Raw genomic sequence first — 2,266 nt, 5'->3', positions numbered from 1 at the left:
GGGGGGGGGGTTGTGCTTTAACTCGTCGCGGCGGTTTTGAGAATGCGTTGCACACTGGAGAGGCTGATCCCCGTTTGTCTTGCAATCTCTGCTTTGGCAAGCCCCCGGTCGGCAAGAGCCAGCACTTCTTCTCCTCTTGCCATCGCCGTAGGTTTGCGGCCTTTGTACACGCCACGTTGTTTGGCCAACTCAATACCCTCCGCTTGCCGCTCCAGCATCAGCTCCCGCTCGAAGGTGGCGATAGCACCAATCATGGTGAGCATCAGCTTGCCGGTAGGGGTCGAGGTATTGATCCCCAGATTCAAGATCCTCAGTGCTACCTGCTTGCTTTGTAGGTATTCCGAGATCTCCAACAGGTGACGGGTGTTGCGGGCCAAGCGATCCAGCTTGGTGACCAACACCACATCCCCCTCACGCACAAAGTTCAGTAACTGGGCCAATTGGGGGCGGTCGTCCCTGGCCCCACTGACCTTTTCCTGAAAAATCGTGCTGCACTCAGCCAGCGCCTGGAGCTGGGTATCCAGGCTTTGACCTACCGTGCTCACGCGGGCATAACCCACCAGTGCCATGGTCTCCTCCTGGTCAATAGGGCAGGGTATAATGACGACATGGTTCAAAAGCCTTAAACCAAGCCTATTGACTTGAAAACAGTGCCTATTTAGGGCGTATTGGGGCGTGTCTCTAGGGCCTGCGCTATTGACTCAATGCCAGTAGCAGAACCCAAGGATGTGTTGTTCTGTGACAGCAATAGTCATTGCTGTCAGCCTGTCTGGTTGAATAGGGACATAGAAGGATAATGTGATCGCACTTTTCGTTTTATCAGCACGATACTTTATATGGCTCAACTCTCCTGACTGGTTTTCACCAGTCAGGAGAGTTGTTGTCATTTTGGAGATGTGAACAACACTATTGCAGCAATGTGAGCGCCCGATTAAGTGCGAGTGTTTTGAGCTGAGCACCTTGGCCGAACCAGGCGGAATCAAGCCGATTATCCTGACTGCGAGCACGACGATGATGATCGACATATTCCGTGACAGCATTGACCAAACCCCATGCCGTATTTTTGGCACTGACAAGGTCTGAGCCCATTCCTGTTCCTTGGTATAGTTCTTGTAATTTCAGGGTCGGACGACTCAGTACAATGTTGTCATCATCATCTGTTGGATCATTAATCAAATCACTGAAAAATATAATTGCTTCAGTTGGAGACACCGACCGATGACTCAGTTCGTGTATATTACGTTGAAACAGGTCCCAGTTTGCCAAACCGAGCCCGAGCACCTCTTTGACATGCTTCGGGTTGAATTTGGTTGAGTGGGGCACTTTAATAGCGTCAACTTTATCGTTGAGTGCCATCTGTAATGTATTATTACAAACCACCCGCAGAGAGGTAAATTGAGCAGTTGTACAGAGAGTGCCATCACAACTGGTCGCCAACAATAAATAAGATTTCACGGTGTCGCCGCCGTTTAGTCTCATGTCCTGGCCCGTCTTGGCCAATGCCCACAACTTTCTCCCTCCTTTTAATACGCCCGCTGTTTCTAATTCAAACCCACCTGCTTGCACCAGATCCTGATAGAAATGCAATACCTCGTGAGGCTGTACCACATTGTAACGTTTGGAGACCACCGAGAGTGGTGCCAGCGTATCGGAGCGGTAAAGGACTTTACTCATCGCAAAGGGGCGGATATGCAGTGCGTCCGAGGTGACATTGTAGAGCACATCGCTTTGTTCGATGGTCCAGTCCATCCCGGCAGCTTGCTGCCAGATATCTAAAGACTGCTTTGCTGGTAATAGATTACCCAAACCATGCCAAGGGGTTTGGCCAGTGTAGGCCATGGATTCAATAAGGTGAGCCATATTTAGATTTCCATTCAGATGTTAAATCATAAATGGAATATAGGTTTGAAATTATTTTGAATGGCTTTTATCGCTAAAGCACAAAATAAAAAAGTCCTCAAGCGAGGACCATTTTGGGCGCTACTCGTTGCTATTGTAGCAAGAATAGCACAAATGCAGTGGGGGTGGCAGTGAGTACTCAGTCCGACTGGGGGGCATTCTGCTTGTTCATCAGTTTATGAACCTCCCTGAATAAGTCCTCCTTAGAGTAATCGTTATCTTGTCCATTTTCAAGCGGTAAGGTAATAGTCCCCTCTATTGAGGGCTGCCCTTCACGGGTCAACTGTACATTAAAGATGATGCTCGAAACCTCGTTGTTTCTGACATCCTCGTTATACCTGTAATGGTCTATTGAACGTAACACTTT

The 2,266-nt window shown here is 48.9% G+C and carries 3 protein-coding genes; all 3 read right to left on the bottom strand.

The window, feature by feature from the left end; genetic code table 11:
* Positions 1-17: 17 nt before the first annotated feature.
* Complete coding sequence (locus tag AACS18_RS20120; RefSeq protein WP_107682480.1) at positions 18-569, bottom strand: recombinase family protein; 552 nt, start codon at positions 567-569, stop codon at positions 18-20.
* Positions 570-906: 337 nt separating this feature from the next.
* The gene (locus tag AACS18_RS20115) at positions 907-1,860 is read right to left on the bottom strand and encodes a DUF932 domain-containing protein (protein WP_108611917.1); all 954 of its coding nucleotides are present in this window, start codon (positions 1,858-1,860) and stop codon (positions 907-909) included.
* A 178-nt stretch (positions 1,861-2,038) separates the two neighbouring features.
* Positions 2,039-2,266: hypothetical protein (locus AACS18_RS20110; RefSeq protein WP_219927950.1), on the bottom strand; the 228-nt coding region annotated here is incomplete at its 5' end.

The organism is Aeromonas sp. HMWF015 (assembly GCF_963878965.1).
In the GTDB taxonomy this organism is placed as follows: domain Bacteria; phylum Pseudomonadota; class Gammaproteobacteria; order Enterobacterales; family Aeromonadaceae; genus Aeromonas; species Aeromonas veronii.
Note: the sequence above shows the minus strand (reverse complement) of the source record. Positions and strands in the feature narration are given on the sequence as shown.

Excerpts from the sequence above, each read along its gene's own strand:
- AACS18_RS20115 (WP_108611917.1), bottom strand. The coding sequence starts at position 1,860 with ATGGCTCACCTTATTGAATCCATGGCCTACACTGGCCAAACCCCTTGG.
- AACS18_RS20120 (WP_107682480.1), bottom strand. The coding sequence starts at position 569 with ATGGCACTGGTGGGTTATGCCCGCGTGAGCACGGTAGGTCAAAGCCTG.